Origin of the sequence: Periweissella cryptocerci (assembly GCF_004358325.1) — a bacterium.
GTDB lineage: Bacteria > Bacillota > Bacilli > Lactobacillales > Lactobacillaceae > Periweissella > Periweissella cryptocerci.
Genome location: NZ_CP037940.1, coordinates 2,026,865 through 2,048,964 on the forward strand (window position 1 = coordinate 2,026,865; position 22,100 = coordinate 2,048,964).

16 protein-coding genes and 1 tRNA gene are annotated in these 22,100 nt (G+C 41.6%); 13 read left to right on the top strand and 4 right to left on the bottom strand.

The features are described from left to right. Positions 1-174 precede the first annotated feature (174 nt). The 5 genes from EQG49_RS08875 (at position 175) to EQG49_RS08895 (ending at position 5,876) form a co-directional block, all read left to right on the top strand. Positions 175-705, top strand: coding sequence for a PadR family transcriptional regulator (locus EQG49_RS08875; RefSeq protein WP_133363655.1), 531 nt, complete (start codon positions 175-177; stop codon positions 703-705). Next, positions 702-2,279: an MFS transporter gene (locus EQG49_RS08880; protein ID WP_341472807.1), complete on the top strand. Its 1,578-nt coding sequence runs from the start codon at positions 702-704 to the stop codon at positions 2,277-2,279. Before EQG49_RS08875 ends, EQG49_RS08880 begins: the two co-directional genes overlap by 4 nt. Positions 2,280-2,486: 207 nt before the next feature. Next, positions 2,487-2,558: transfer RNA gene (locus tag EQG49_RS08885), tRNA-Asn, on the top strand. Positions 2,559-3,539: 981 nt separating this feature from the next. Continuing rightward, positions 3,540-5,321, top strand: coding sequence for an ABC transporter substrate-binding protein (locus EQG49_RS08890; RefSeq protein WP_133363657.1), 1,782 nt, complete (start codon positions 3,540-3,542; stop codon positions 5,319-5,321). Between the two features lie 354 nt (positions 5,322-5,675). After that, a complete protein-coding gene (locus EQG49_RS08895; protein WP_133363658.1) occupies positions 5,676-5,876 on the top strand; it encodes a cold-shock protein in 201 nt (66 codons plus the stop codon). 560 nt (positions 5,877-6,436) lie between these two features. Here the strand turns inward: EQG49_RS08895 and mscL are convergent. After that, positions 6,437-6,841, bottom strand: a complete 405-nt coding sequence (mscL, locus tag EQG49_RS08900; RefSeq protein ID WP_133363659.1) for a large conductance mechanosensitive channel protein MscL — start codon at positions 6,839-6,841, stop codon at positions 6,437-6,439. A 288-nt stretch (positions 6,842-7,129) separates the two neighbouring features. On the opposite strand from mscL, the gene EQG49_RS08905 reads away from it, so the two are divergent. From EQG49_RS08905 to EQG49_RS08925, 5 genes are all read left to right on the top strand, one after another. Continuing rightward, entirely contained in the window at positions 7,130-7,966 is an 837-nt protein-coding gene (locus EQG49_RS08905; protein WP_175577947.1) for a Cof-type HAD-IIB family hydrolase, read from the top strand. Positions 7,967-7,970: 4 nt separating this feature from the next. Next, entirely contained in the window at positions 7,971-8,567 is a 597-nt protein-coding gene (locus EQG49_RS08910; protein WP_133363660.1) for a hypothetical protein, read from the top strand. Positions 8,568-8,649: 82 nt separating this feature from the next. Beyond that, positions 8,650-8,889: a hypothetical protein gene (locus EQG49_RS08915; protein WP_133363661.1), complete on the top strand. Its 240-nt coding sequence runs from the start codon at positions 8,650-8,652 to the stop codon at positions 8,887-8,889. A 47-nt stretch (positions 8,890-8,936) separates the two neighbouring features. Continuing rightward, positions 8,937-9,632 (top strand): CPBP family intramembrane glutamic endopeptidase, encoded by a 696-nt coding sequence (locus EQG49_RS08920; RefSeq protein ID WP_133363662.1) that lies wholly within the window; start codon positions 8,937-8,939, stop codon positions 9,630-9,632. A gap of 118 nt (positions 9,633-9,750) precedes the next feature. Continuing rightward, the gene (locus tag EQG49_RS08925) at positions 9,751-12,576 is read left to right on the top strand and encodes a DEAD/DEAH box helicase (protein WP_133363663.1); all 2,826 of its coding nucleotides are present in this window, start codon (positions 9,751-9,753) and stop codon (positions 12,574-12,576) included. 567 nt (positions 12,577-13,143) lie between these two features. On the opposite strand, the gene EQG49_RS08930 is transcribed toward EQG49_RS08925, so the two are convergent. From EQG49_RS08930 to EQG49_RS08940, 3 genes are read right to left on the bottom strand one after another with little or no spacing between them, the layout of a single operon-like run. After that, the gene (locus EQG49_RS08930; RefSeq protein ID WP_133363664.1) at positions 13,144-13,548 is read right to left on the bottom strand and encodes a DUF1093 domain-containing protein; all 405 of its coding nucleotides are present in this window, start codon (positions 13,546-13,548) and stop codon (positions 13,144-13,146) included. Between the two features lie 21 nt (positions 13,549-13,569). Continuing rightward, positions 13,570-14,301 (bottom strand): ABC transporter permease, encoded by a 732-nt coding sequence (locus EQG49_RS08935; RefSeq protein ID WP_165964848.1) that lies wholly within the window; start codon positions 14,299-14,301, stop codon positions 13,570-13,572. Next, positions 14,294-15,208 carry an ABC transporter ATP-binding protein gene (locus tag EQG49_RS08940; protein ID WP_133363666.1) on the bottom strand — a complete coding sequence of 305 codons (915 nt, stop codon included), beginning with the start codon at positions 15,206-15,208 and terminating at the stop codon, positions 14,294-14,296. The genes EQG49_RS08935 and EQG49_RS08940 overlap by 8 nt, the downstream gene beginning before the upstream one ends. A 448-nt stretch (positions 15,209-15,656) precedes the next feature. Between EQG49_RS08940 and pcrA the strand changes: the two genes are divergently transcribed. From pcrA to EQG49_RS08955, 3 genes are read left to right on the top strand one after another with little or no spacing between them, the layout of a single operon-like run. Continuing rightward, positions 15,657-17,912, top strand: a complete 2,256-nt coding sequence (gene pcrA, locus EQG49_RS08945; protein ID WP_423245980.1) for a DNA helicase PcrA — start codon at positions 15,657-15,659, stop codon at positions 17,910-17,912. Positions 17,913-17,962: 50 nt separating this feature from the next. Beyond that, a complete protein-coding gene (gene ligA / locus EQG49_RS08950) occupies positions 17,963-20,002 on the top strand; it encodes an NAD-dependent DNA ligase LigA (RefSeq protein ID WP_133363668.1) in 2,040 nt (679 codons plus the stop codon). 40 nt (positions 20,003-20,042) lie between these two features. Beyond that, entirely contained in the window at positions 20,043-21,185 is a 1,143-nt protein-coding gene (locus EQG49_RS08955) for a CamS family sex pheromone protein (protein WP_133363669.1), read from the top strand. Positions 21,186-22,100: the final 915 nt, after the last annotated feature.

The window sequence follows — 22,100 nt, forward strand, 5'->3', positions numbered from 1 at the left end:
TATTTTATTGACAATAACCGACCGGAAAAAATAATAAAAAATGTGTAGTTTTTACTTGCACTTTATATCTTTTAGATATATCATAATAAACCGTAATAACATATCTAAAAGATATATCGAGAAAGGCATTGCCCGGGGAACCGAGTTTGTTGAAAGCGTGAGGAGGTATGCCATATGTATGAGTTATATATTTTAGCGGAGCTAATTGAACGGCCGCGGACGGGTTATAAATTACGCGCTGTGTTGGAGCTGACGTTAGGCTCCTACCGAAAGATTAGTTGGGGCGTTATGTATCCGTTGCTGAATCGGCTAGCGGATGCGGGCTACATTACGTTAAGCGATATTGATGAAGCTGGACGGAAAAAGAAATTTGCGACAATCACTGAGGCGGGGCGTAAGCGTTTCTACGAATTAATGGAAGCGCCGGTCGAATCGAATGCCCACACCGAAGATAGCTATCAATTTAAGCTAGATGCCATTCGTTTTGTTGATTCAGATTTAAAACGCCAGATTTTATTAGAGTATCGGGCGTGGAATGAAAGTTTGATTGAACAAGCACAAAGCAAAATTGCGCACGTTGCTAATGTTGATGAAATGAGTGCTGAAGATAAGCGCTCGGCAGTGCGGATGTTGGAATTGAAAATTGCGTTAAACGAACGAACGATTCAATGGATTAATGATTTAAAGGGAGAATTAGGATTATGATGGAAGAAAAAAAGAGCTATAAACGCTGGATTGGTTTAGTAGCCGTTTCACTAGGGGTTTTCATGAGTTTGTTGGATGTGACGGTTGTTAACGTTGCGTTGCCAACCATTCAACGGAGTTTTAATGCTTCATTTAGTAATTTACAATGGGTTATTAACGCTTATACCATGGTTTATGCCGTCGTATTGTTGTTGATGTCAAAACTGGGTGATATGTTTGGACGCAAGAAGATTTTCATGATTAGCATGATTATCTTCACCGTAGCATCAGGACTTAACGCGATTTCAAGCAACATGGAAATGCTTAATGTTTTCCGCGGGCTACAAGCGATTGGTGGCTCAGGGATGATGTCATTATCAATGGCTATCACGGCTTCAAACTTCCAAGGTAAAGAACGGGGAGCTGCACTAGGTATTTTGAGTTCAATCATTGGTTTATCAACCGCGATTGGACCTTTGGTTGGTGGCTACTTAGTCCAAGCCTTCTCATGGCGCGCTATTTTCACAGTTAACTTACCAATTGGGATTGTTGCTTTGATCTTGACTGCTGTTTTCGTTGACCAAGGTAAGCAATGGCCAAGTAAAGGTAAAATTGACTGGTTGGGAATTATTCTTAGTAGTTTAACGGTCTTTGGCTTGATTCTTGGTTTAATTAACAAAGAAGGTCACTATGACTGGTCATGGACTAACTTCCAAGTTGGTGGTTACATGGCGTTGGCTGTTGTTGCCTTGATTCTATTTATTATTTGGGAAAATAAAAACAAAGCACCAATGATGGATCTGGCAATTTTCAAGAAACCAACCTTTACGGGTGCGGTTATCGCGTCATTTATGTTAGGTGCTGGTTTGTACGCATTTTACGCCTACTTAACAATTTTGATGCAAAACTATATTGGCTACACTGCATTACAAACTGGAACCCGGCAATTGCTAATTAGTGGTTTTGCGCTGATTCTTGGACCAATTGCTGGTATCTTGAGTAGTAAAATTTCTAAGAAGTGGATGATTAGTATTTCATTGCTGATTATTGCAGCTGGTTTACTTGTAATGGAACACCAAATCACACCAACTGTAACGTTCGCTGCGCTTTGGCCAGCGTTCATCTTGATTGGGATTGGTGGTGCGACGGTTAATCCACCAATGACGAACGCAGCATTGGAAGAAGTTGAACCACGTCACTTGGGGATGGCTTCAGGTATTTTGAACGTTCTCCGTCAATTCGGGGTTAGTTTTGGGATTGTGTTCTTAGGATTGCGTTTGACTGGGGGTTACCGTGATAGCTTGACCACAAACTTGCCAAAGTTGCACTTACCACAACAAGCCGCTGATGGGATTCACACCGCATTGTTCAAAGGTGGACCATTTGCCGGTAACGAAATTTTGCAAAGCCCTCGCGCCGCAGCTTTCCGTGCGATGCCTGGATTTGCTGACTTGAAGCACACTGTCTTTACAGCATTTGACCACGGATTTACATCAGTATTATTCGCTGGCGCAGCAATGCTGATTATCGGGGCAATTGCCGCCGCTATCTTAATTAAAGACAGCGCTAAAGGTACTGAAGCAACTAAGCAATAAAATATTGCGGCCTCTTGGCACACGTTAATAAGCTCGATTTCTACCAATTAAGGAGAAATCGAGCTTATTTTTGCGTGGCAGGGTGTGTTTTGCCCCTCCTTTTTTATGAATTCAGCATGCTAAATAGCCAATATGCCAAGAGGGGTTGTAAGTATATTTAATGGTGTTATGATTCAGGTAGAAACATGTTCGGAGATTTGTGAATATTGTCCAGTGGCACAATGGTACTGCGCCTAACTGTTAATTAGGAGAGTGTTGGTTCGATTCCAACCTGGACAGTCAGAAAAAAATTATGGTTCTATTTCGTCTTGAGTAAAATTGGCCACTGCGTGCCAGTAAATTACTTGGCGCACCACGCTGGAAGCACATGTTCAAGCCAAAGTGCGGTCTTGAACAACTCGGATGAGCTGGGAGTCTAAGGAATAAATTCCTAAGACTCCTCATCTTATCCTCAGCGGCGACATGTGTTGCACACATATCACCCCAGTCGCGGTGTAAAGGCTACGCCCGCCAAGTAATTTACCGCCACTCCGTTAGTTAGGAATAATACTCAAACTAGCGAAAAGCAGCAGCCAACCACAGGGCACTGCAGCATGGAAAAAACAATCCGACACTAGAAAAATATAGCCAAAATTAGAAGTGGCAAGAAACGGGCGTGGTAGGTGATACTGGGCTTTTTTTGTTTTAAACTGCTGGTTCGCAAACATAAGACAGACTGCTCGAACGTGTGCTTTTGGCGTAGTGTACCAAACAATTTGCCGGAACGTAGTGGTAACCGTATAAATAAAAAATGATAAAAATAAAGCTTGCATTAAAATTAAAAGAGAATTATGATAAGTCTCGTGCAATTGAATTAATTAAACAACGTGATCAGGAAAGTAACTTGGTACGGCATGTACAGGGAGTTGGCGTAATTGAGAGTTCAGCGATGTATGGCCAGGTGAAATTGGACCTGTGATTTGGTGTAGCGAAGCCGTGGGGCGGGTCTACAACGGAATTGGCCTCCGTTATCAAAGGCACACGAATCGTCCAGACGTGGGCCGTTCGTTGCAGAGGTCTATTTGGGTAACCAATAGACAAAATAGAATGGTAACGCGACAGAGGTCGTTTCTATGTTTTCGGACATAGGAACGACCTCTTTTTTGTTTCCCAGCCAAACTTAGCTAGACGGGGCGGCGTATCTAAATTTAGTCAAAATCTATTAGACCTCATCATTCAAATGAATTTCATTTGCTGATTAACTAACATTGGAGAAATTACATGATTAAGAAATATTTATTATCAGGAATTATCATCGTCGCAATTGTAGCGGGTGTATTCGCAGTTGAGTATCATCCAACGAAAGCGCATGACCAAGCAGCTGATTCAAATAATATTAAGCTTGCTTATAACAACAAGACCAAAGCAATTAAAGGTGGCATATTACAAATGGGGTTGGTTGAAGATCAACCATTTGCCGGGATCTTTTTGCCAGAAGTCACAACACGTGATGACGATGTGACCTTAGCACAACCTTTAGGCGTTAGCATTTTTAAAACTGACAAAACCTATAAAATTATTGATGGTGGGGCGGCTAATTTGCGGCTTGATGCTAAAACTAAGACGGCAACCATCACCTTACGCAAGAATTTGAAGTGGTCAGATGGCCGTAGTGTTACAGCTAAAGATTTAGAATATCCGTATGAATTAGTGACCAGCCCCGCGTATCAAGCCCAAACGTATACCGAAGCATTAGCTAATATCGTTGGAATGGATGCATACCATGCGGGTAAAGCCAAGACAATTAGTGGAATTACGTTCACCAATGGCCAAAATGGTCGGGTTATGCAAGTGGCGATGAAAGCCATGGTACCGGGATTAACGCAAGCTGGTTCGGGTTACTTGCTTTCATCAGTTGAGCCGTATCATTATTTAAAGGCAATTAAGCCAAATAAGTTAACTGGTGCACCACAAGTGCGGCAACACCCACTTTCATGGGGGCCTTACAAGATTGCCAAAGTTATGAGCGGACAATCAATAACGTATGTGCGCAATCCATATTACTATGGCAAGCCGGCTAAACTAGCAAAATTACAGATGACTTCAGTTACCACGGCGACGTCGGCAGAAGCTTTGAAGGCCAAAAAATACGATATTATGTATGGTATGCCAGCGACAGCCTATCCAGCGGTCAGCAAACTAAAGGATTATGTCCAAACTGGTCATGAAAGTTTAGCCTTGTCATCAATGTACTTTAATTTAGGACACTTTGATGCTAAGCAAGGGATTAACATTCAAGATCGTAACACACCACTGCAAAATAAAAATTTACGCGCAGCGATGGGCTATGCGTTAAACTTGGACGAAATCAACAAGAAGTTTAACTACGGTTTGCAGATGCGAGCCAATACAACAGTTCCGGTTGCTTTCAAGCAATTTAACGATAAAAGTATCAAAGGCTTTCCGTTAAATCTTAACAAAGCTAATCAATTACTTGATCAAGCCGGATTCAAGTGGGATGCAAAGCATGAATATCGGCTGACACCTGCGGGTAAAGCATTTAGCCTGACGTATCTTGCACAAAATGGTAGTGAGAATTCAGAGGTCATTGCCCAAGACAGCATTCAACAATGGAAACAAATTGGGGTTAATGTGCACCTCTACCATAATCGATTAGCTGACTTTAACACATGGTTAGATATGGCAGTATCTGGAACAAACCAAGCATGGGATATTACTGATGGGAACGCTACTTTGAGCCAAGAACCATCACAAGCAGGCATGTTTGGCAAAGGGGCCTTGTATAACCTGGGTCACTTTACGTCCCCTGAGTTGACTAAGTTGATTAAAAACATCGATTCACCAAAAGCCAACAACTTAAAGTATCGGCAAGCCCAATTTAAGGCCTACCAAGCTTACATGACTAAGGAAGCCGTCGTTATCCCCAAGTCATTTAGTATGGCATGGTATCCAGTTAACACACGAGTAACCGGCTTCACGACAGCTGCTGATAGCTATAATAACTTTGCTAACATTGGTGTGAGTGCAGAAGCAATTCAATAATAGTATTGGATTGTGCAGCAAAATGTGAGGCTGTTAAGTAAATTTGGTAGTTTTAGCTGAAAATACGGGTGATGAACTAAAAGTTTTAAATTAACTTTTGATAGTTAATTTCCGCTGTAAGATGGGCGGGGTAAGCGATACAGGGAAAGTTATAAGCTGGGATTTTAAGGACTTATAAGAAAGTTTGAATTAATTAAGCCTAAAGTGTATCTATTTATAAATTCCCGTGCTATACTATGTCTTGTAGTTTGGTTCGGCTTCAAAGGTACTGTTTCATTTTATGAAATACTCCGTTGCACCAATCCAGTATTACAAATACAAAGTAGGCAAACCCTACACAAGGAGATTCATATTATGGAACACGGTACAGTTAAATGGTTTAACGCAGACAAGGGCTTCGGCTTCATCACTCGTGAAAACGGCGAAGACGTCTTTGCACACTTCTCAGCTATCCAAGGTGACGGTTACAAGTCACTTGACGAAGGCCAAAAGGTTACTTTTGATGTTGAATCATCAGATCGCGGCCCACAAGCTGCTAACATCGTTAAGGACTAATCTCCTTATCGAAGTTAACTAAAATTAACTTCTAAAACAGGCAATCAGATTAATTTCTGGTTGCTTGTTTTTTTGTGCTATTCCATCTGACGTGAGATTTTCATTTCTGCATTTTTGTTTAAAAATACTCATGTACCACGGAATATACTTTAGGAACCAAGTTTGAGTACATCACAAAATCAGTGATAACAGGTTTACTTGAATCTGCTCCACAACGATTTTTTGATAGCTTGAGTATTATTCCTAACTAACGGAGTGACGGTAAATTGCTTGCCGGGCGCAGCCTTTACACCGCGACTGGGGAAATATGTGTGAGGCACATATTTCCGCTGAGGATAAGATGAGGAGTCTTAGGAATTTATTCCTTAGACTCCCAGCTTGTCCGAACCGACCAAGATCGCACTTTGGCTTGGGAGGCTGCTTCCAGCGTGGTGCGCCAAGTAATTTACTGGCACGTAGTGGTCAATTTTATTCAAAACCACGTCAAAAAAAACAAAGCACCAGAGTTCCGATGCGGAATTCTGGTGCTTTATCGTTGTATTCAGATATATTGTAGAAAATTACTTATCGACAGGTTCTTCGGTAGTAACGTTGGCACTTTGGTTTTGTAACAATTCACGGATGTCTTTAAGTGTTTCGAGTTCTTCGTTAGGAACAATCGCATCTTCTTCATCGTTTTTCTTCATAAATGTATTGACTGCTTTGACAATCATGAATAAAACAAATCCAGTGATGACGAATGAAATAATGGCTTGAAGGACAGTCCCAACGTGGAATTCAACCGCGCCAATCGTAAAGATAAGCTTACTCAAATTAATTTTGAACATGAATAAGTTAACTAAAGGCATAATGATACCAGATGATAATGACTTGACGACTCCAGTTAAGGCAGTCCCAATAATAACCCCAATCGCAAGGTCTAGGACGTTACCACGGAGAAGAAATTTTTTGAATTCTTCGAGCATGTTTTGTGCTCCTTTCAGTATTTTTAACATATTAATTCTATCATAGGTCACTAGTTAGGTGGGGAGTAAATGATTACAAAGTATCGGTACTTGGTTCGTCAATTTCGAAAATTGGAGTAATCATTAGGATGGGTGAAAAGCCAGGGGAGTATAATGAAAGCGTTTAAAAAACTTCAAAGTTTATTGGCTAGAAATTTGGTAAAATAGAATTATTGAGTAAAACATGTTTTCTTGGCATGGTTTGCATACCAAATAGATAAAACTTACAGAAAATGGAGTCTACAAATAATGTATAAAATGTTAGTTAGTGATTTAGATGAAACTTTATTGAACGATGATGGTACAATCAATCAAAAGAATGTCGACGCGATTAAAAAAGCAACTGCGATGGGTTTTAAGTTCGTGCCGAATACTGGTCGGAGTTTCAAATCCGTAGCGGCCTTATTAACAAAATTAGGCTTGAAGGATGTCGCTAATCAATATGTGATTTCATATAATGGTGGTGCGATTGTTGAAAACGAAGATGACCGTTTAGTGATTACTCGTGGGGTTGATTTTGAATTAGCGAAGACAATTTTCCACGCTGGGTTAATCAATGATACAGTTGATGCACACGTATATACGGTTGATACGTTATACATTTACAATATTTCGCCTTCAGATAAGCAATACATGGAAGAACGGCAAGTACCATACCAAATCATTGACGAAGCTAACATTGATTTCTTGCAAGACGCTAACATCATGAAGGTGATTTTTGAAAGCACCGATGAACAAGTTCGCCAAGATATTCGGACGGCGGTGTTAGCTGAAGTTGAGGGCCAAGTTGAAGCTACTTTCTCATCAGGTCGCTACATTGAATTTAACAAAAAGGGTACCGATAAAGGATCAGCTTCATTGATGCTTGGTGAAAAGCTCGGTATCGCGCAAACTGAAATTATTGCTGCTGGCGATAATAATAATGATTTATCAATGATTAAGGCAGTTGGCTTGGGTGTGGCCGTGCAAAATGCCATTCCAACTGTTAAGGAAGCAGCTGACGTGGTTACTGAGCGTACTAATAATGAAGGTGCTGTGGCTGAAATTTTTGAAAAATACGTATTCCCTGATTGGGTCGAGGCTTAGTAATTTGGCAACAATTCAGCAACACATTTTTTTAGCACAGCAAAATAACGAATTAATTGAACTTGACCACTTTGTTGATCATGACACGTTTACGGTGGGATATGTTGTTCAGCAAGATGATGAGTTTGTGATGCTGAAAACAATTGACCCAGATGGTAAGATTAACGGTGTGATTGTCATTCGGATTAGCGATATTTATGCTGCCCGTCGTAAGACTGACTATTTGCGCACGGTGGTGATTAAAGAAAAACTCGCTAAGCACCAAGGATATTATGATGCTTGGGAAATCGAGTGGTTCTTTAATGAATATCAACCAACAGAAGCTTCAATGATGGAAGACCTTGTCAACACAGCGTTACGCAATAAAGAAGTTATTACGATTGGCTGGGTTGATGATGATCGTAAAGATGCTCATGTGACTGGCTTTTTAGTGGATGTACATGATGGGCTAATGACTTTTATTTATGCCGATGACCGTGATTTAAGTGATTTATGGACGATTCAAGTGCGGGTTGATCAGATTGATTTCTTGCGCATGTTTTCATTTCATACGTTTGGGTATCAAGCAATTCTCGCAAATGTTTTTCATGAGGAATTTTAAAGGCAACATCGGACACTAGTGACGAGGCAAAAATAAACTTGGTGAGTTTCCGTGAACCAAGTAAAAAAGAAAGGAGATACCAATGAAAGTAGCATTACAAATAACTGCCGGGGTTGTGATTACGACAATTTTTGTTGGCGTGGCAATCGTGGGCAATATGCTCGGGTGGTCAACTTGGCTAATTGGCGGTATCTTCATCGCATTATTCCTCGCGACAAGTATTGGGATGGCGTGGCTGATGATTCAATTACACGAGCCAACGCCATACGATGAAGAGGAAGAAGAAGACCGGTGGAAGAGTACGCATGATTCAATGTTATAGTGTGTATACACGATAACCTAAGTTTCAATTAGTGAGAAAGGGTGTTTATGCAACAAACAACTAAAGTACCTAGCTGGACGAAGCGTGTCTTGATTTTTGTGGGGATGGTTTTACTGGTAGTTTTTGTACCCGTGATTATTCAATTAGGTGGGAAGTCACCAGTCGGGTGGGTTAAATACGGCAGTTTACTAGCTTACGTAGTGGTTTATATTGGAATTGCTTTGCTTGCATGGCGACTAATTAAACCCTATCTAACTGTCCCACAGTTCAAGAAGTTTACGAGCTCAGAAATCAATACAATTTTTAAAATGTACGGGTTAGTGATTCTGACAACATTTGTGTTCAACTTTTTAATCGTAAAAGTTAACCATGTTAGTGATACTGCTAATCAGGAAAATATTAAATCCGTGCTAAGCATGAATCACGCAGTGTTGGTTGTGTTCGCGCTAGCTGCTGTATTTATTGCTCCGTTTGTGGAAGAGTTTATCTTTCGTGGTTTAGTCGTCAACTACTTTTTCCGTAAAAATAATTGGTGGTTTAACATTGTCCTCAGTGGGGTTTTGTTTTCACTCGTACATGCCAGTAACAATATCCTAGGTTATCTGTTGTATGCCACGGTGGGTGGAATCTTAGCTTACACGTATAAAAAAAGTGGGCAGATCAAGATGTCAATTGGGGTTCATATGGTAAACAATGCCGTTGCGATGGCGATGACCTTGTACACAGTGGTGAGTGCGAAATAATTAACTAGATACTTGATTTTAGCAACGTATAAAGCTAAAGTTACCAAACAATCCCCGCTTTCATCCTTGGAAGTGGGGATTGTTACATACATATAGCAAAATAGAATGGAGCTCACTGATGGAAAAACAATTATTAGCAGCGTTACAGCACGGATTTATGCAAGCTGATGTCAACATGCCCCAAGCATTTATCCCCAAACTTATTAACAATTTACCAGGGGAATCGTTGTTGAGTTATCTCCAAGCAGAGTTATCCACCGCAACTTCGTTTACCTTTGCCGTTGCGTTTGTGACCGAGGGTGGTTTATTGATGCTCAAATCACAACTAGCCGATTTGGCAGCACGAGGAATTCGGGGACGCTTGCTTACTTCGACATATCTAAATTTTAATCAGCCCAAAGTTTTTCGAGAATTATTAAAACTCAGTAATGTTGATGTTCGGATTGTTGCGGATGGAAATTTTCATACGAAAGCGTACCAATTCAACCACGATGGCTATCAAACGGTCATTGTCGGCAGCGCAAATTTAACGCAAACCGCTTTGAAAATGAACACGGAGTGGAACGTACGCCTAAGTTCATTGAACCAGGGAGATTTTGCCCAGCAGATTGATACCCAACTTATTAACCTGTGGACGAACGCTGAACCACTCACACCCCAGTGGATAACTACTTACGCGGAAAATTATCAAACGCCAAGTCGTCCACAAGTTATCAACACCAAACAAATACTGCCCAAACCTAACGCAATGCAAACCGCAGCGTTGTTAGCAATTCAAGCAGTTCGCCAGCGGGGAGCGGATAAAGCGCTCGTTGTTTCAGCCACTGGGACGGGGAAAACGTATCTGGGGGCATTCGATGTGCAACAGGTAAAACCACAAAAAATGTTATTTGTGGCGCACCGTGAACAACTATTAAAACAAGCGTTACAAACATTTCGCGCAGTACTGGGTGGGCCGGCAAGCGATTATGGGATTTTAAGCGGTTCACAACATGATATGCGGGCAAAGTATTTGTTCACAACGGTACAAACGATGGCGCAACCAGCTACACATGAGCAGTTTGATCCGAGTGAATTTGAATATATATTAATTGATGAAACGCACCGAGCGGCAGCCCCATCATATCAACGGTTGTTAGCGTATTTTACGCCAACATTTTTATTGGGATTGACCGCAACGCCAGAACGGATGGATGGGTTCAATGTCTACGAACTGTTTGATTATAATTTGGCTTATGAAATCTCATTACAAGTGGCATTAAAAGAAGATATGCTGGTACCATTTCATTACATTGGGGTTGCTGATTATCAACAAGGTGACGTAACGATTGATGATGCCACGGACTTGCAACATTTGGTGGCGGATGAGCGCGTTAATTACTTGGTCGCTAAAACGGCTTACTATGGCTATGCGGGTGAACAATTGCAAGGGCTCATCTTTGTGAGTCGGACAGAAGAAGGTCAAGTATTAGCCGAGAAATTGACCGCGCGCGGCATTCCAAGTATGTATTTAGGTGGGCAAACGAGTCAAGCTGAGCGCGAAATGGCCATTGAACAATTGACGCATGGCCAACTTAAGTACTTGATTTCGGTTGATATTTTCAATGAAGGAATTGATATTCCGAGCGTAAATCAAGTTGTTATGATGCGTAGTACGCAGTCGCGGATTGTGTTCTTGCAGCAGTTGGGGCGTGGGTTACGGAAGGAACCAAATAAAGCCTACGTGACAGTTCTTGATTTTATCGGTAATTATCAACAAAATTATTTAATCCCCCAAGCGTTCACGGCTAAAGCAACAACTGATAAAGACAGCTTGCGGATGCAGTTACGTGTACCTGAGGTTACTGGGGTATCGACAATCAACTTTGAACACATCGCGCAAGAGCGAATTTTAGCGGCTGTGAATAGTGTGAAGCTTGACGCCAATCGCGCGTTACAGTTAAGTTATCAACAACTTATTCACAAATTTGGTCGGGTCCCGTCATTGCTGGAAGTTTATCGTGATGGCACTCTTGATTTAAACACCGTGTTAACTAAATTCAAAACATATCCGGCGTTTATCGCGAAGATGACGAAGGAACTTGCGCCGGCAATATCGGCTGAATTTCAGCAGCAATTACAGTTTGTTAGTCAAGAACTGGTTTTGGGCAAGCGACCACATGAATTACTAGTTATCCAAGCGTTGTTAGATAATAACATGGTTACGACGCTGGAATTGATGGCAGTTCTGAGTGGTGTGTATCAAAGCCCGGAAACATTGGACTCAATTGCCAGGGTGTTAGCTATAAAGGATTACTACACAGCGCTTGACCGGAAAAAATATGGCGTGGCACCACTCGTCAATTGGACAGGGGATGTTTGGGCATTTGCCCACCAACTTAGTCCGTTTGAACGGGAATATCTTAGTGATGCCGTACAAACTGGTTTAGCTAAAATTACTAGCGAGTTTAATCTGCAACAGCAATTCACCATGTACCAACGTTATAGTCGTAAAGACGTGTTACGTTTGTTAAATTGGCAGCATGATTTACCTAGTCTTGATATTGGTGGCTATAAGTATGATGAAGCGACGAATACATTGCCCATTTTTATTACGATTGATAAAAGTGAGCAGCAAGCGGCCGACATTGCTTATGAGAATACGTTTATTAATCGGCAAACGATTCCATTTTTTAGTAAGCCGCAAAGGACGCTCCAATCAAATGTTGAAGCTCGGTTGTATGATGCGGACAAACACCACGTACAAGTGGAAGTGTTTGTGAAAAAATCAGATGACGAAGGTAAACTCTTTTATTATCTAGGGCCGGCATTAGCGAACCAGAACACGTCAATTGAAGTTCAATTATTTAATGAGCGTAAACAAGTGCAACAAAATTTTGTCCGTTTTGAATTGTTATTGGAGCATGAAGTACCTTTTGATTTATACCAAGCGTTGAGCGAATAGCAAAGGTTCTGGTTCTATTCCGTCTGACGTGGGATTGAATAAACTTGGCCACTGCGTGCCAGTAAATTACTTGGTGCACCACGCTGGAAGCAACCTCCCAAGCCAGTTTGTGCTTATGCCTGCGAACCGGTAACGCAAAACATCCCAGCATTTTGTTACACAAAATACTGAATCTAATCCTAACGCGATTAGATTAGCCTTGCAGGCTGGATGTCTGTCTTGAACAATTCGGACAAGCTGGGAGTCTAAGGAATAAATTCCTAAGACTCCTCATCTCATCCTCAGCGGAAATATGCGCTGCACACATATTCCCCCAGTCGCGGTATAAAGGCTGCGCCCGCCAAGCAATTTACTGTCACTTCGTTAGTTAGTAATAACTCTCAGACTCGCAAGAAACAGTCGTTAAGGTAGATTCAATCAAAACAGTTATCGCTGATTTTGCGATGTGCTCAAACTAGTGCCTAAGGTATATTCCGTGGTGCGTGAGTATTCTTAAACAAAAAGTACAGAAATGGCCATACAAAATAAATACGCCACGACATTTATGATTGTCGTGGCGTATTTGAGTTACTTGAGATTCAATATTTTTTTGATGTTAGCAGGGATCTTGTCTGCTGCAATGGTGTTAGGACCTTTGACCACAATGGTTTTCGATGCCGAAGCCGTATAAGGGGCATCTTGTTGCATGGGAGTTGAACCCTCCCAGTCAAATTCGATGTACTTAGTTTGACCAGTTTTCGTGTAAGTCTTAACGTGCTTGTATGAATAAATTGGTGATTTCTTGCCTTTGCTATCCAAGATAACTTTACCGTTGTCATCACGCATTACGGTTTGTTTAGGTGCAGCTGGCGCCGTGAAATAAACAGGTTGGCCATCGTAACGGTCGTGTTTATAACTAGCGGCCTTATTAATACCGATAAAAATGCCGATAATTACGACAAGTGCGATGATGATAGTAATCATTTTTTTCATGTTAAATAATCTCCTGTACAATTAAACGTTTTGTTTGTTAAAACTCCAGATTGCTAAGCCCATGAAGATAACGAGATAAATTAAGTTACCACCAACGATTTCTGGGACGGATAAACTAGTCATGCTGTGGAGGAGTGGTTGGCGATATTCTTGTCCAGCCATCAACATATTAGTTGGTAACCACTTCACAAATGTAAAGTGGGCAATCAATGTGGTCATTAAGCCAGAAATAAGTGAACCACCAACCGTTAAAATCATTCCAATCGTCAAGGCAACTGCGCTACTCCGCAATAATACGACAAGTAAAATTGTGATGGCAACAACCATCCAAGTAGTCAGGAGATTAGCAATAACGGGTTCAAACCAACTAATCTTCACAGATTTACCAGCAAAGAAAATTACACGGCTCAGCATCATACCGACAAAAGCCGTAAAGAGCAATGCCAAGTGCATTAATACTAACGTAATCAGTTTACTAAAGAACACGGTGATGCGGCTATATTGACGTGAAAGGAGGATCTTGATTGAACCGGTATTCCACTCCGTCATTAAACTTGCCGAAGCGTTGACCAGGATGATGATGGAAATGAGCATTCCAACAAAACCGTATGAACCAAAATATTCATTTGTGCCACCAAAGCGGGAGAAAACATTTCCCAAAATGATAACTAATAAGAATAAAATCCCGAAGAGCCATTTGGTACTTTTCTTCAATGCTAATTTGTAGATTTCTTGTTTTAATAAATTATTCATGATTTGCCTCCGTTTGTGCATCAAGTAGGTCAAGGAATGATGATTCCAAGTCTGGTGATGTTTCGGTTAAGTGGACGATATCAATACCTTGGATGGCAATTAAATCGTGCAACAAGTTATTTAACGAAGTGCCATGAAGGGCGATGTTTAACCCTTGTGGCGTGTCAAGAACGTGATAATTTAACGCCACGAGGGCCTTTTCAGTTGCGACATTGTCAGTTGTTTGAAGGACGACCTGAGCTTTGTTCTTACTAGTAACTTCTTCTAACGTGCCAGTTTTAATAACGGCACCTTGATCAATGATCACAAAACGATCGGCCATCCGGCTTAATTCGTCCAACAGGTGACTAGAAACTAAGAAACTAATGCCACGTTCCTTAGCTAACTTAACAATCAAAGTCCGCATTTCGTGGGTTGATTCTGGATCAAGCCCATTCATTGGTTCGTCCAAAATTACTAACTTAGGTTGTGCTAACAAGGTGATGGCAATGGCCAAACGTTGACGCATACCTAGTGAATAACCTTTTGCTTTTTGATCAATGAAACTGGCAATACCAGTTTCAGCAATGATTTCGTCCATCATCGTTGCCGTGATGTTTTCACCCATTGCATAAAGTTTTAGGTGTTGGCGACCAGTCATGTTGTTATAAAGCGCGGGATATTCAATCAGTGCGCGAATATCTGCCAAACCAGCATGGTGGTTCATATCAATAAGCGTGTCATTCATTGTGACTGAACCGCTTTGAAAATTAATGAGCCCAATCACGGACTTCATGATGGTTGTTTTACCAGCCCCGTTTTTACCAATTAAACCGACAATTTCACCCGGTTGAACGTCAAATGAAACATTGTGCAAGATATGCTTACTTCCTATAGAAGTATTTAATTTATTAACTTTAAGAACCATGAATTTTTCCCCTCCCAAAACAAGTAACGAATATTACGGTCAAATTACAACGTTGCACATTGTAACAAGTCTGTAATGAATGTGCAACTAGTTTTTTCTAATAATTAAATTATATTTTTAATATAAACAAGCGCGGTAAGGTCCTGATGGTTATTCAAAAATAAAAAATGCTCATCAAAAAATTCACAAGCGCCACCTGACGAGACCGGCAATGGTAAAGTACTGGTAGTGGAATTTCTGACCGGGTGAGGAGTGAAAAACTTCGCGAACGGCGCTTTGATACTCGAACATTTGTTTTAGATTTGGTACAATATTAAACGACATGCTCGTGGCAGTTCTAAACATTATTAATTGCTAGTACGTGAGGAATTAATACTTAGAACTAACCGAGCCGAACACATTGTTTACAAAAATTTAGCGCTATTTAATGAATAAAACGGAGGACGACATCTTGGTACAAGACTTTACAGCAGGGATGAACGATAAACAAACCGAGGCAGTTTTGCATACGCAAGGACCTTTATTAATCATGGCCGGAGCTGGCTCAGGTAAAACCCGGGTTTTGACACACCGAATTGCTTACTTGGTCGAAGAAAAAGATGTTAATCCTTGGAACATTTTGGCGATTACCTTTACGAATAAGGCTGCCCGTGAAATGAAGGAACGGGTTGCCCAACTTTTGAGTGCCGAAGATGCTAATGCCGTTTGGGTTTCAACTTTCCACAGTTTGGCCGTGCGGATTTTACGGCGGGAAATTGACCGAATTGGTTATGACCGTAACTTTACGATTGCTGACCCATCTTCACAGCGCACGTTAGTTAAGCGCATCATGAATGAACAAAACATTGATACGCAAAAGTATGACCCACGTTCAATTCTTGGTGCGATTTCAAACGCTAAAAACGCTATGCAAACACCAAAAGCCTACGCTGAATTAGCAGCGGCACCATTTGAAAAAATTGTGGCAGATGTGTATACCGAATACCAACGTCAATTGCGAATTGCACAAAGCGTTGATTTTGATGATTTAATCATGCTTACAATTCAATTATTTGAACAGGCCCCAGACGTATTAAGCTTTTACCAAAATAAATTTCAATATATTCACGTCGATGAATACCAAGATACCAATGACGCGCAATACACAATTGTTAACATGCTCGCACGCCGTTTTAAAAATATCTGTGTGGTTGGGGATGCTGATCAAAGTATCTACGGCTGGCGTGGTGCGAACATGGATAACATCATGAATTTTGAAAAAGATTATCCGGAAGCTACAACGGTGATGTTGGAACAAAACTACCGTTCAACTTCAACTATTTTGGATGCTGCGAATGCCGTCATTGATAATAACAGTGTGCGCTTGCCTAAGAAATTGTGGACGGAAAACAATGAAGGCGACAAAATCACGTACTATCGTGGCCAAAGCGAAACTGACGAAGCCTTCTTCATTATTTCAAAAATCAAGGAATACGTGGAAGCTGGCACATATAACTACGGTGATTTTGCCGTGCTTTACCGGACTAACGCGCAATCACGGTCAGTCGAAGAAAATTTAGTAAAGTCAAACATTCCATATACGATGGTTGGCGGCAGTAAGTTCTATGATCGTAAAGAAATTCGCGACGTGTTAGCATACTTGACCTTAGTAACTAACCCAGCCGATAACATGAGTTTTGAACGAGTTGTTAATGAACCTAAGCGTGGTATTGGGGCAACCTCAATTGATAAATTACGCGCTTTTGCCAATGATGCGAACATGCACTTGTTGGAAGCGGCCCAAAACGTTGATTTAGCTAATGGTTTGTCAGCCCGGGCCAAGAATAGTATTGCTGAGTTTGGTATCTTGATGGATAACTTACACAAGCAACGCGAATTTTTGAACATCACGGAAATGACGGAACAAATCCTCGATAAAACGGGTTATTTGAAATTATTAAAGAGTCAAAACACGCTTGAAGCACAAGCTCGGGTTGAAAACTTGGAAGAATTTCTTTCAGTGACTAAACAATTTGATAAGAAGTATGAGCCTGAAACTGAAGACAGCGACATGTTTGTCGACTTTTTAGCTGATTTGGCGTTGGTGTCAGACTTAGATAATGTTGAAGAAGAAGCATCTGAAGTGACTTTGATGACGTTACACGCAGCTAAGGGCTTGGAATTTCCTGTCGTGTTCTTGATTGGGTTAGAAGAAGGTATTTTCCCACTTTCACGGGCAATGCTCGAAGATAACGAATTGGAAGAAGAACGCCGTTTGGCCTACGTGGGAATCACACGTGCCAAGCAAAAATTATTCATCACTAATGCATATTCACGTTTGCTATATGGTCGCACCCAAAGCAACCAAGCATCACGATTCATTAATGAAATCCCATCAGAACTAATCGAATACGCTAATCCATCAGCTGGTAGTTTTGGTGGAACCCAAGCACGCCGCGATGTACCATTTAGTGGCCGGACGCGGGCTGCAACTGCAACCACATATACCCGTCCAAAATCAACCGCAGTGGTTTCAAATGCGGGCACTGGGGCAGACAAGAAGAGTTGGAACCCCGGCGAAAAAGTGGCTCACAAAAAATGGGGCATTGGGACAGTTGTGAAGGTAAACGGTACTGGCGAAGATGCGGAACTCGATATTGCATTCCCAGAACAAGGTATCAAACGTTTACTTGCAGCCTTTGCACCAATTGAAAAGGTAGAATAGCGTTGGTGTCTAAGGATATGGTTAATTTTTTTACGAAAGGATGCTAATTCATGAATGCATTAACACCAATTGAAGCAATGACTGCCGCGATGGCCGAACCAGAGTTGGCAAAACTGCGCAGTCAGCTTATTCAATGGGGACAAGAATATTATCAAGATGATGCCCCAACTGTTGAAGATCACGTCTACGATGCGTCGTATGATCGATTAGTAAAACTTGAAGCCAAGTTTCCAGAATTAGTAACGGCTGATTCACCAAGCCAACAAGTCGGTGGTCGCCAAACTAAGCAAGGTTTAGCTAAAGTCCAACACCCTGAAGCGATGCTTTCGCTAGGCGACGTATTCTCAGTCGCAGAATTAACCGAATGGTCAGAGCGCACTGAAAAAAATGCTGGTACCGAGTTAACCTATAATGTTGAATTAAAAATTGATGGTTTAGCGATTGCATTGGATTATGAAGCTGGTAAGTTAGTGCAAGCTTCAACGCGTGGAGATGGTTTGATTGGTGAAGACGTAACCGCGAATGTTCAATACATCAAAGCCATTCCTAAGCAACTAAACGAACCTTTGACAATCGAAGTCCGGGGTGAAGTTTATATGCCGAAAAAGGCGTTTGCAAAACTCAATGAACAACGGGAAGCGGAAGGATTAGCAACATTTGCTAACCCACGGAATGCCGCGGCGGGTTCTTTGCGCCAATTGGACCCTAAAGTCACTAAGGAACGTGAGCTGAGTGCGTTTATCTATTACACTGCACAACCCGCTGTCTTGGGTGCGACGACACAAGCTGAATCGCTGGAACGCTTTGCGGCCATTGGCTTGCCAACTAATCCAACCAATGTGGTAGTTGCAGATGTTACAGGATTTACGACGTTTATTGATCAATACACTGGTACGCGTGATGCACTTGCGTATGGAATTGATGGTGTGGTCGTAAAAGTTAACGATTTAAACACGCAAAACGAACTTGGGAATACAGTTAAAGTACCCAAGTGGGCGATTGCGTACAAATTTCCACCAGAAGAAGCGACTACGGTAATTCGCAATATTGAATGGACGGTTGGACGGACTGGTGCGGTCACGCCCACTGCGGTGATGGATCCGGTTCAATTAGCTGGTACGACGGTTAGTCGCGCTTCATTGCACAATCCAGATTACCTACTAGCTAAAGGGGTGCGGCTTGGTGATACGGTGACTTTGCATAAGGCTGGGGATATTATCCCTGAAGTTGGTGAAGTGATTGTAGCTGAGCGGCCAGCCGACAGTGTCGAATACATGATTCCCACTAATTGTCCATCATGTGATAGCGAATTGGTACACGTCGATGGTGAAGTTGCCCTCCGGTGTATTAACCCAGCATGCCCCACGCAAATGCAAGAACAATTGACCCACTTCGCGAGCCGTAATGCGATGAACATTGATGGCTTAGGACCAAAAATTATTGGGCAATTACTTGCTAAAGGTTTGATTAAGGATGTTGCGGGCTTGTATGCTTTAGCGTTCGATGAGCTTATTATGTTAGAGAAGTTCGGTGAAACGTCGGCCAACAACTTATTGACCGCAATTAATAATTCAAAGACCAATTCAGTTGAACGGTTATTGTTTGGGCTAGGCATCCGTGGTGTCGGTGCGAAAGCGGCTAAGCAAGTTGCACAACATTTTGGTAGCTTACTCGTAATTAAGGAGCAAACACCAGAGGCAATTGCTGAAATTGACGGCTTGGGTTTAGTAATTGGTAACGCAATTCACCAATATTTTGCGACCGTCCAAGCTGATGCATTAGTTAATGAACTGATTGCAGCGGGCGTTAACATGGACTTTAATGGTCGAACGGCTAGTGATTTAGCCGCGATTGACTCAGTCTTTGCTGGTAAGAAGGTTGTCTTAACTGGTAAACTAGAACAATTGGGACGGACTGAAGCTAAAAATTGGTTAGAAGATCATGGCGCGACAGTTGCAGGTAGTGTTTCCAAGAAAACCGATTTAGTAATTGTCGGGTTAGACGCAGGTAGTAAACTTGATAAGGCCAACGAACTCGGTATTGAAGTTTGGGATGAAGCAAAATTCGTCACGACGATGAATGCTGAGTAGCTAAACTAGGCTGACCAAGTATGAAGGAGCTAGTTATTTTATGAAACACATTAAGAAAATCGGAATTGCTGCAAGCATGTTGCTAATCGCGCTTATTTTAGCGGCTTGTGGAAACATTGATAACACAACGAGTGTTGAAAATGGGGCCAACGAACAGGATTCAGTGCAAACTACTGGCCAAACATCGAAGGATGATTACGCCGGTGTGATTAAGAATGGTCACTACCTTGTTAGTAAGGCGCGTGGTTTAACCGCCGCACGGAATAGTAATAATTTCAATATCACGAGTTTTGAAGCCGGTTTATTGGATATTTCAAAGGGCTATTACAAGCCAGCTGATTATATTTTCCAAGAAGGCCAATATTTGTCAATGGATCGCGTGCAAAGCTGGTTGGCACGGCAAACTAAAGACAACAAGAATGGTTTAAACCCGGTTGATAATGGTAAGAAAAATAACAAACGTAACCCAATCTACATCCAATCAATTGAAGAACAAGACTTTATGCAAAAAAATGGTAAAAAGTTGAGTTTGAAGGGGATGACAATTGGGATTGCGATGAATCCAATTGACTATTACCAAAAGCAACAATACGGTGCGACCTTTGAACAAAAAATTGATCATGACGCCATGGTCAAGTATGGCCAAGAAGCTGCCGCTAAGATTGTGCAACGGATTAGAAAGTTGAAAAAAATTCCAAGTAATATGCCAATTGCAATTGCGATGTATGAACAAGCCCCCAACGATAGTTTAGTGGGTGGTGAGTATTACGCTGTTACGCAAACAACTGGTGATAAAATTACTAAATGGGATAAAATGAATATTGCCAACAAGGTATTTCCATTGATTGGCAGTGCGACTGGTTATGCAAGTAATGATAATAAGAATTTTCAAAACTTCCAGTCACAAGTTCAACACTTCTTCCCAACAATTGCCGGTTTAACCGCGCAAGCGCAATATGTTAATAAGAAGTTAGCGGGCGAACATATCACGATTACGACCCAATTCTACAGCCAAACCGAGATTATTAGTTTCACTAATTTCTTAGCGCAGGTGGCACCGAAGTTTACCCCAAGCGGTGTGCCGGTCGATATTACGGTTAATTCAGCAACTGATATTCAAGCATACTTGAGTCGAGGTGCGGATGATCGTGACTTCAGTAGTCATGTGTTTGGTAGTTATTAGGTATTAACGCATTATTGCCACTACGTGCCACGGAATCTGCTTGACGCACCGTGATGGAAGCCAAGCTTTCCAAGCCTGTAGTCTTGGAAAGTCGGCGTGAACTGGGAGAGTAACCGCTAAAGCGCTAACTCGCCTCATTTGCCTCGAGCGAAGTGATAAATCACTTCCCATTCACGGTGTATAGGGCTCCGCCCGCCAAGCAGATTCCTTAGGCACTCCGTTGGTTTGCATATAATGGGCTAACATCAATATATAAATTAAAAAAGGTTTCCAAGTTATCTGATTTTGCAGGTGGCTTGGAATTTTTTTGTTTATCTGTGTGATAATTCCCACTGCGTGCCTGGAAATTGCTTGGTGCATCATGCTGTGTAACCTCCCAAGCCGGTTTGTGCTTATGCCTGCGAACCGGCAACGCCCCGTATAAAAAACTATGTCATATTTAAATCTAAATATCGGAAAGAAACTAGGTGTGATGATATACTTAAAGCTAGGTACACAAGCAATTGTTGCTTGATACTTTTTGATGTTATTAGTTAAAAATTTATCCGTACTTGCACATTGTAGCGATAGCTATATATTTTGTATTAAAAAAATTTTATGCATAGTTCCGGAAATTTGTCAGTTTCTTTAGGATTAAATGTTCATTCTGTATATTAACGGAGTGTCTGGAAATCACTTGGCGGGCGGAGCCTTTACACCGCGACTGGGGGAATATGTGTGCAACACATATTTCCGCTGAGGATGAGATGAGGAGTCTTGGGAATTTATTCCCTTAGAGTCCCAGCTTATCCGAACCTCCCAAGACCGTACTTTGGCTTGGGAGGTTGCTTCCAGCGTGGTGCGCCAAGTGATTTTCAGGCACGCAGTGGCTAATATACTTGAGTTATTGTTTACCACAGATTAATGTAGATTACA

Coding starts and splice junctions, on each gene's coding strand:
- mscL (WP_133363659.1), bottom strand. CDS start 6,841: ATGCTCGAAGAATTCAAAAAATTTCTTCTCCGTGGTAACGTCCTAGAC.
- EQG49_RS08875 (WP_133363655.1), top strand. CDS start 175: ATGTATGAGTTATATATTTTAGCGGAGCTAATTGAACGGCCGCGGACG.
- EQG49_RS08895 (WP_133363658.1), top strand. CDS start 5,676: ATGGAACACGGTACAGTTAAATGGTTTAACGCAGACAAGGGCTTCGGC.
- EQG49_RS08915 (WP_133363661.1), top strand. CDS start 8,650: ATGAAAGTAGCATTACAAATAACTGCCGGGGTTGTGATTACGACAATT.
- EQG49_RS08920 (WP_133363662.1), top strand. CDS start 8,937: ATGCAACAAACAACTAAAGTACCTAGCTGGACGAAGCGTGTCTTGATT.
- EQG49_RS08925 (WP_133363663.1), top strand. CDS start 9,751: ATGGAAAAACAATTATTAGCAGCGTTACAGCACGGATTTATGCAAGCT.
- EQG49_RS08930 (WP_133363664.1), bottom strand. CDS start 13,548: ATGAAAAAAATGATTACTATCATCATCGCACTTGTCGTAATTATCGGC.
- ligA (WP_133363668.1), top strand. CDS start 17,963: ATGAATGCATTAACACCAATTGAAGCAATGACTGCCGCGATGGCCGAA.
- EQG49_RS08935 (WP_165964848.1), bottom strand. CDS start 14,301: ATGAATAATTTATTAAAACAAGAAATCTACAAATTAGCATTGAAGAAA.
- EQG49_RS08955 (WP_133363669.1), top strand. CDS start 20,043: ATGAAACACATTAAGAAAATCGGAATTGCTGCAAGCATGTTGCTAATC.
- EQG49_RS08905 (WP_175577947.1), top strand. CDS start 7,130: ATGTATAAAATGTTAGTTAGTGATTTAGATGAAACTTTATTGAACGAT.
- EQG49_RS08940 (WP_133363666.1), bottom strand. CDS start 15,208: ATGGTTCTTAAAGTTAATAAATTAAATACTTCTATAGGAAGTAAGCAT.
- EQG49_RS08890 (WP_133363657.1), top strand. CDS start 3,540: ATGATTAAGAAATATTTATTATCAGGAATTATCATCGTCGCAATTGTA.
- EQG49_RS08880 (WP_341472807.1), top strand. CDS start 702: ATGATGGAAGAAAAAAAGAGCTATAAACGCTGGATTGGTTTAGTAGCC.